This is a genomic window from Deltaproteobacteria bacterium, assembly GCA_020848745.1.
Classification (GTDB): Bacteria; Desulfobacterota; Binatia; order UTPRO1; family UTPRO1; genus UTPRO1.
Map to the genome: position 1 here is coordinate 20,933 of JADLHM010000007.1, position 8,021 is coordinate 28,953.

At 71.7% G+C, this 8,021-nt stretch carries 2 protein-coding genes; both read right to left on the minus strand.

The genetic code is table 11. The features are described from left to right. Positions 1 to 12 precede the first annotated feature (12 nt). Positions 13 to 4,551 carry a hypothetical protein gene (locus IT293_00765; protein MCC6763168.1) on the minus strand — a complete coding sequence of 1,513 codons (4,539 nt, stop codon included), beginning with the start codon at positions 4,549 to 4,551 and terminating at the stop codon, positions 13 to 15. Between the two features lie 196 nt (positions 4,552 to 4,747). Next, on the minus strand, positions 4,748 to 8,008 hold the full coding sequence (locus IT293_00770) for a metallophosphoesterase (GenBank protein ID MCC6763169.1): 3,261 nt from the start codon (positions 8,006 to 8,008) through the stop codon (positions 4,748 to 4,750). Positions 8,009 to 8,021: the final 13 nt, after the last annotated feature.

The following is an 8,021-nucleotide window of genomic DNA, read 5'->3' on the forward strand; positions in this document are numbered from 1 at the left end:
CGCCGGCCGAGCTCACGGGCAGGGTGCTCCGACCAGCGTGAGGCCGAGCGTTTGCAGCAGATCGCGAGCACGCGGCGCCTGGTAGTCGAGGAGATCGCGCGCGGTGCATTCGTGATGCCGGAGCGCGCATGCCACGTAGTCGGCAGCCGAGGCCGGCTCGGGCTGGCCGAGAGCGGCGCACGAGGCGTCGATCACCGCGAGACCGAGCCCCGCCGCCGTCCGCAGCTGTTGGTAGATCGCCGGGTCGTCTCCGCATTTCGCGGCGGCTACGGTGCGCGCTCTCTCCACGTCGTCGGCGAGGCGGGCGAGCGCCTTTCGACACTTGACGCCGGCCGCACCGACGCACCCGGGGTCGTTGCGTCGAGTCTGCACGCACGTGAAGGCGCCGTCGACACAGCGATCGAGCGTCGCCAGCCGTCGGCGGATGAGCCGCATGCCGGTGGCGGTGAGCGCGGCATTGCAGCGGAGCGCTGCGCGTGCGCCGGAGGCGTCCGCCAATCCCGCGCCGTCCCCGCCGAGATCCTGGAGACACGGGAACTCCGCAAGCGAGGCGGCCTCGACCCGTGCGAGGCGTAGCATCTCCTTCGTACGCGGCACGTGGTGCTGGAAGATTCGCTCGGCGACGCAGGTGTGCTGGCGCGCGACGCAAGTGACGATCGAACCGAGGTCGGAGAGCTCGAGGCCGAATCGCGTACGACATTCGGCGGCGCGGGCGTCGAAGTCCAGTCCGAGGCCGCTCGTCAGGTGCGCGATGGTGAGGGGCGGCTTCGTGCACGCGCGAACGATGGAGGCGTCGAGCTTGGTGCGCGCGCGCGGCAGCCGTGCGAGGCGCCTCCGACAGCGCGCGCCGGCCTTCTCGAGGCAAGTCGGATCCCCGCCGGATTGCAGGCATCGCAAGATCGGGGTGGTGCATTGCGCGAGCGTTCCGAGCTCGCGGGCGACGAACGCGCCACCGGCACGCTCGAACGCCGACTGACAGCGTCGCGCGCCGCGTGCGGCCTCGGGATCGGTGAGGCCGAGGGCGAGCGGCGTGGCGCTGACCGTGGGAAGGGGAACGGTTGCCGTACCGCTCGGTGTGGCGGCGGTGGCGGTCGCGGTCGCGCTGGGCATGGGCGTCGCGCTCGCCGTGGGCGTCGCGGTGCGCGTGGGCGTGGCGGTCGTCGTGGCCGTCGGGCTCGCCGTGGCGACCGTGGTCGTGGTCGGCGTCGCGGTGCGCGTCGTGGTCGCCGTCGCGCTGGCCGCGGGCGTCGCGGTGCGGGTGGAGGTGCCGGTCGCTGTCGGTGTGGCGGTCGCTGATGGCGTTGCGGTGCGCGTGGGAGTGCCGATGGCCGTCGGCGTCGCGGTGGGCGTCGCGGTCGCCGTCGCGCTGGCCGGGGGCGTCGCGGCGATGGTGGCGGTCGCCGTGGGCGTCGCGGTGCGTGTGGGAGTGGCGGTCGTCGTGGCCGTCGGGCTCGCCGTGGCGACCGTGGTCGCGGTCGGCGTCGCAGTGCGTGTGGCGGTGGGGGTCGTTGTGGCTGTGGGGCTCGCCGTGGCGACTGTGGTCGTGGTCGGCGTCGCGGTGGTCGTCGCGGTCGTCGTCGCGCTGGCCGCGGGCGTCGCGGTGATGGTGGCGGTCGCCGATGGCGTTGCGGTGCGCGTGGGCGTGGCGGTCGTCGTGGCCGTCGTCGTGGCCGTCGGGCTCGCCGTGGCGACCGTGGTCGCAGTCGGCGTCGCGGTCGCCGTCGCGGTGACGATCGTCGTGGCTGTGGGGCTCGCGGTCGCGGTCGTGGTGGGTGTCACGGTGCGCGTGGGGGTGGCGGTCGCCACCGGCGTCGCGGTGCGCGTGGCGGTGGGGGTCGTCGTGGCCGTCGAGCTCGCTGTGGCGGTGGCCGTGGCGGTCGCGGTGGGCGTCGCGGTGATGGTGGCGGTCGCCGTGGGTGTCGTGGTGTGTGTGGCGGTGGGGGTCGTCGTGGCCGTCGGGCTCGCCGTGGCGGTGGCGGTCGCGGTGGGCGTCGCGGTGCGTGTGGAGGTGCCGGTCGCCGTCGGTGTAGCGGTCGCCGTCGGTGTCGCGGTGGTGGTGACGGTCGGCGTCGGCGTCGCGGTGCGCGTGGGGGTCGCGACGGCGGCGAGCTCGAGGTGCAGTCGGGGGCGGCGGCCCGTCGTGGCGCTCTGCCGTGAATGGTAGGTTGCGCCGTCGCTGCTGTTGGACTCGAGCGCGAGCGTGACGATCGCCGGCGTTCCGAGGTCGGTGCCGACGTCGACCGTGAAGATCTGGCCCGCCGTGACGGTTCCGAACGATCCGAGCGGACGCGTGAAGGTCGGCACGTAGGGAGACGTGTCGGCGGCGGTGATCGCGCCGTCGGCGTTGGTGTCCACCTGGGTCCACTTGAGCCCCGGTCCCCCGGCGCTGCTGGCGTCCACGCCGTTTCCGGTTCCCTCGAGCCAGCTCGAATCCGCGACCGGGAACACGCTGCCGCCGTCGTTCGAGCTGTTGGTGCACCCGAGGGTCAGCGTGGCGCGCTGGATCGGCGCCGTGACGCCGCGTAGGTCGAACTTGAGATAGGTGACGCCGAAGGGGTTGAGGTCGATGTCGAGGTGGGGCGCCGCTCCGTGATCCCACGTCGATTCGCTCCCGGCCTCGATGTAGGTGTCGGCGATCGGGGCGAGGTCGAGAATCGCTCCGGGGCAAGGCGACCGGGTCGTCCCGTCGATGCCGACGCAGCGTCCGGCGGCGCCGACGGCCGGGATCTCGAGCAGGTCGTCGAGGGCCTTGCCGGTCCCGTCGTCGACGACCGCTCCGGCATCGCCGACCTGACCGTTCGGCACCACCAGCGCCGGATGGTCGAACGGCGCGGCCTCGAAGCGTACGCGGTCGTCGGTCAGCGACTCGAGGAACGCAACCAAGGCGGCCTTGTTCGCGGGATTGCCGACCAGCTCGGGGATGGTGTCGATCTCGGGATCCAGGTTGGCGATGTTCTGCTCGTGGAAGTCGGCGCCACGGGTATAGAAGGCCACCACCTGGTCGAGCGTGAGCATCCCGCCGTTCCGCATGTAGGGCGCAGTCAATCCGACGTTGCGGAGAGTCGGCGTCTTGAGGGCGCCGTCGTTGGCGGTCCGATCGGTGGGACCGATCGCGGGCGGAGCGAACCCCATGACCGCGAACTCCGGCACAGGAAGGCCGAGCGCGACGCGCTTGGCGAACCCGAGCGGGACTCCCTCGGGCGCCGCGCCGCCGACACCGAGATCCTCGGCCGTCGGCCGTACGCCGATGTTGTAGAAGCTGCCGTCGTAGAACGCCCGACCGGTCGCCATCCGCATGTTCTGGATCGGATCCTCGCCGCCGAGCGTCGCCAGGGTGGAGCCGGTGAAGACCGGCGTGATGTGGTGCGTGAAGCAGCGTCCCTGGTTCAGGAACAGCGCCAAGCCCTGCTGTTGCTGCGCGGTGAGCGCGCCGGGGAGGCCCTCGCGGAAGCGGTCGAACGGCGCGTCGTCGGAGACCAGCGTGCTCTCGTAGAGCTGGATGGCGAGACCCCAGAACAGGGAGAAGTTCGCCTCCATGACGGTGAACTGGTCGGTGGTGAGCGGCGTTCCCGTGGCGCTCGTGACCGTGAGCACGCCGCCGGGAAAGGTCACGACGTCGGTCGAGTCCCACCAGCGCGGCTGGAAGGCGAGCTCGATGAGCTCGGCATAGGTCGCTTGCAGGCCGGGCGCGCCGGGCGTGAGGACGCTGTTGGCGAGCCGGCCGAGGACGCTGTCGAGCGGATCGACGCGCTGCTGCGCGAGCGGCACGAGGCCGAGGAGCTTCTTGCCGATCTTCGGAAAGGTGCGTCCGGCGCACGACATCTCGATCGAGCTGAGAGGCGGGCCGACGGCCTGCGACGCGAGGCTCGCCGGCGCGATGGCGATCGTGACCGGCGCCGCGCTCCCGTTCGCCTGTACGTCGAGCACGCGCGCGTTCGGATCCCGAGGTCCGAAGGGGTTCACGCCGTTGAAGATCGCGTTGGCGCGGCCGTTCCAGAAGCCTCGGAACATGAAGGCGGCGTTGATGACGGTGGGGGTGTTACGCGGCTCCACCTGGCGCACGTTCGTGCCCCCGACGTTCCAGATGGGATCGAGCACCGACGCGCACGCCTCCACCGCGCTTCCGGGGACGACGTCGAGAAAATCGGCCCGGAAGACTCCGCTCGACGACATCACGTCATCGGTGTCGAAGAGCACCGCCGAGGAGCGGTCGTCGGGATCGGCGAATTCGTGGAACGGGAAGTCGGTCGCTTGCAGCGTCGCGTTCGGCCCGCCGAGCTCGAACGTGGTGGCGCCGTGCGCGGTGCCGGGATCGAGTTGGTTCTTGGAGCGTCCGTCGGCGCCCGCGTGGAAGTGACACGTCGCGCACGCCACCACGCCGTCACTGCCCGCCTGCATGTCCCAGAAGAGCGCCTTCCCGAGCGCGATCGCGGCTTGCTCGTCGCGGACGAAGTCGGCGAGATTCGTGGGCTTCGGAACGGCGAGCGTCTTCAGCGAGGCGGGTTGCGCGCCGGCGGAGCCCGCCTGCAACAGCGCGAGCAGCGCGACCACGGCGCTCCGTCGCGCCGCGATCGCGACCGCGCGCGGCGGCGACGATGATCGGCGACCTGAAGGGGAAAGCGGTTCGCCCAAGCGCCTAGCTCCGGTGCACGGTGGGCTACCAGGTTCGCCTTCGGGCGACCAGCGGTTCTTGGGGTGCTGCGCAACGGGTTGCGCAGCACCCGATCGGCAAGCGTCGTGGCGCGTCCTACGGCGCCAGGCTCAGTCGGAGGATCGGACGCGACGTGACGGTCGAGGCCTCGCGCGAGGCATAGGTGACGCCGTCGGAGCTCTGGCTCCGGATGGCGACGGTATAGAGCCCCGGTCCGCCCTGGAAGCCGGCGGTGAGATCGACGGTGACGCTCGTGCTCTTCGCGACGCCGCCGAGCGCTCCGATCGGCACGGCGAAATCGGGACGCCAGGGCGACGCATCGGCCGCGTCGATCGTTCCGTCGCCGTTGCTGTCCACGTCCACCCACTTGAGTCCCGGGCCGCCGGCGCTCGCCGCGTCGAGCCCGTTGCGGTCCCCTTCGAGCCAGCTCGAATCGGGAACCGAGAAGAACGTCCCGCCGTCGTCCGCGGCGTTGGTGCAGCGCAGCGTGAGACGCGCCGCCACGACCGGCTGCGTGACGCTCGTGAGATCGAACTTCAGGTAGCTGATGCCGGCGGGGGACCGGTCGGCGTCCATGAAGGTGGCGCGCCCGTGGTCCCACGTCGCCTCGGTGCCCTTCTCGATGTACGTGTCCGCGACCGGGGCGAGGTCGAGGGTCGTGACTCCGCCGCTCGGCGCCGGCGAGGGCGTCGTGGCGGGGGTGGAGGTGCGCGACGGCGTCGCCGACAGGGTGGCGGTTGCGGTCCGTGTCGGCGCGGCCGTCGTCGTCGGGGTCGGCGTTCTCGTCGGGTCGCAGGCGGCGCCGGGCGCGCACCCGGCGGGGTCGAGCTCGACGACGAGGGCGGGGCGCGTGACGGCGCTCGTCGCTTCGCGGGAGGCATAGGTCGCTCCGTCGCTCGTGCCGTTCCGGATGGCGAGCGTGTGCCGCCCGCCGGCCGCCACGCCGGCCGTCACGTCCGCCGTCGCGGCCTGGCCGCGGACCACCGCGCCGAGGGTTCCGAGCGGACGTGTGAAATCGGGCATCCACGGGGACGCGTCCCCCGCATCCAGGCTCCCGTCGGCGTTCGTGTCCACCTGCGTCCACGTGAGGCCCGGCCCGCTCGTACTGCCGGCGGACGTTCCTTCGATCCAGCTCGAATCCGCGACCATGTAGAGCGTGCCTCCGTCGGTGGAGGCGTTGGTGCAATGGAGACGCAGGGTCGCGCGTCGCACGGTCCCCGCGACCGAGGAGAGGTCGAAGGCGAGATACGTGACGCCGTAGGGAGAGCGGTCGACGTCGAGCCACCCGGCGGCCCCGTGATCCCACGCCGCCTCCGTCCGGCTCTCGATGTAGGTATCGGCGACCGGTGCCAGCTCGATCGTCGTTCCAGCGGTCGGGAGCGGCGTCGGCGCGGCGCTCGCGGTGGCGGTGTGGGTCGGCGTGGCGGTGCGCGTCGGCGTCGGGGTCCGGGTCGGCGTGCGGGTGGGCGTGCGCGTGGCGGTCGGCAATGGGGTGGCGGTGCGGGCCGGGGTGCTCGTGAGGCACGGCGCCGGGACGTAGCTGCACTCGGATGCGGCATCGCACCGATCCGTGGTGCACGGATCCCCGTCGTCGCAGTCGGCGTCCGACGCGCAGACGGTGGGCTCGATCTCGACGAGCAGGACCGGGCGGTCGGCGGCGCTCGCCGCTTCACGGGAGCCGTAGGTGGCGCCATTCGTGGACTCGCTGCGGATGGCGAGCGTCTGCGGCACGCCATCGGCCGTGATCCCCGACGTCACGTCGACGCTCACGGTCTGGCCCACGTCCACCGCGCCGATGCTGCCGACGGGACGCGCAAAGTCTGGCATCCAGGCCGACACGTCGCCCGTGTCGAGATTCCCGTTGCCGTTGGTGTCGACCTGCGTCCACTTGAGGCCGGGTCCGCTCGCGCTGCCTGTCGTCGTGCCCTCGATCCAGCTCGAATCCGCGACCGGGTAGACGGTGCCGCCGTCCGGGGATTTGTTGGTGCATCGCAACTGGAGGGTCGCCCGGCGCATCACGCCCGGGATCGCGGAGAGGTCGAAGGTCAGGTACGCGACGTCGTAGGGCGAGCGGTCGACGGCGAGCGACGCCGCGGCGCCGTGGTCCCAGGCCGCTTCGGTCTGGTTCTCGATGTAGGTGTCGGCCACCGGTGCGAGGCAGTACGTCGTGTCGATGAGGCAGGCGGGCGAGCAGCCGTCGCAGGGCAGGTCGTTCCCGTCGTCGCAGCTTTCGCCGCCGGTCACCACGCCGTTGCCGCAACCGGTTGGCGTGCAGTTGGCGTCGCATCCGTCGCCGCTCGCCGCGTTCCCGTCGTCGCAGATCTCGCCCGGATTCACCGTGCCGTCGCCGCAGACGCCCGGAGGATTCTTCGCGAGGACCGCCAGATCGCGCACCGCGCCGTCGCTTCGCACCATCTCGAGGGTGAGGACGGTGCCGTCGACGGCGACGCGCACGAAGTGGTTCGCCGATTCCTGGTACGCCGTGAACGCGCTCTCGCCACCGGCGTACAGCGAGCGGCCGCCCCCGCCCGTCGTGACGTAGGTGGTTCCTTGACCGGGCGCGACCGCCTGGTCGGCGAACATCGGGAGCGTCCGCTCGTAGTGATGGTCGTGACCCATGAAGACGAGGTCGACGCCCTGGGCGTCGAACACGGGCACGAGGCTCGCCCGGATGCTCGTAGCGCTCCCGTGCGTTCCGCTCGAGTAGATCGTGTGATGGAAGGCGACGATCTTCCAGGTGGCGGTGCTCGCCGCGAGATTCTGATTGAGGAACGTGTACTGGGCGCTCCCGGGCGAAAGGCTCGCGTTGGAATCGAGCACCACGACGTGCGCGTTGCCGAAATCGAAGGAGTAGTAGTGCTCCGAGCCGGCCGCGTTGTTGGCCGGCGTATGGAAGGCGTCCCGCCACGGCTGCCCGCCGCCGCCGGCCGTGCGGACGTCGTGATTGCCGAGCAGCGGCCAGAAGACGACCTCGCGAATCAGGTCCCGGTACGGAAGGAAGAATCTCGGATCGAAGTTCGCGGCCTCGCCGTTTTCGTAGATCATGTCGCCGGTGTGGAGGATGAAGTCCGCGGGGTTCTCGAGCATGCGATCGCGCACGAGATTCTGCGCCGGACAGCCGCACCCGGTGTCGCCGACGACGAGGAACGTGAACGGCAAGGTCGGATCGTCGGTCTGGAACGTCGACTCCGGCGCGAGCGCTACGCCGTTGGCGCGCGGCGTGTAGGCGTAGGGGGTCCCCGGCGTGAGCGCGGAGACCGGGACGGCGCAGACCGTGCCGCTCGCCGGGCCGCCGGTTCGGATGCCGACGGGGCCGGCCGGCAGCTCGCGGATCGCGAGCGAGCAGGCGCCCGCCACGTCGGTGTTCCAC